The organism is Salinimicrobium oceani, from assembly GCF_012037645.1.
Map to the genome: position 1 here is coordinate 1 of NZ_JAAVJR010000547.1, position 472 is coordinate 472.

Consider the following 472-nt stretch of genomic DNA (forward strand, 5'->3'; position numbering starts at 1 on the left):
AGTTTTCTTCTGTCATTCTCTTTTGAGAACTGCATCCTTAACTATTCTTCCTTTTTTAAACTGAAGTTGAAAAAAATCATCTTTAAAGGCTGCAGATTACAGGAAGTAGATTTTTCTGAAGCAGATCTTTCAGGAGCAAGCTTTGATCAAAGTGACCTGAGTGGAGCTATCTTCTATAGCAGCCGACTTGAAAAAGCCGATTTCAGCACAGCAGAACATTTCAGCATAGACCCTGAAAACAGCCTCATCACAGGAGCGAAGTTCTCTACACACAACCTTCAGGGACTGCTCAATAAATATAAGATCGAGATCCTTTAGTGCCGGCAGGGATTGGGCCCGGTTATTGCCTTTTGTAATACCGGCAGATAAAAAGCTTATCTTTGCCAACTTCTTTACATGAAAACACGGCAGGTTGTAAGCCGGTTCAGAATGAAAAAAATAAACAGCTGTTTATAGAAAATGCAACGTCTTT

The 472-nt window shown here is 39.8% G+C and carries 1 protein-coding gene; it reads left to right on the forward strand.

Features of this window, described 5'->3' with window-relative positions; translation table 11 throughout:
• The coding region (locus HC175_RS18175) for a pentapeptide repeat-containing protein (RefSeq protein ID WP_168139656.1) at positions 1-318 on the forward strand (318 nt) is incomplete at its 5' end.
• Positions 319-472 lie beyond the last annotated feature (154 nt).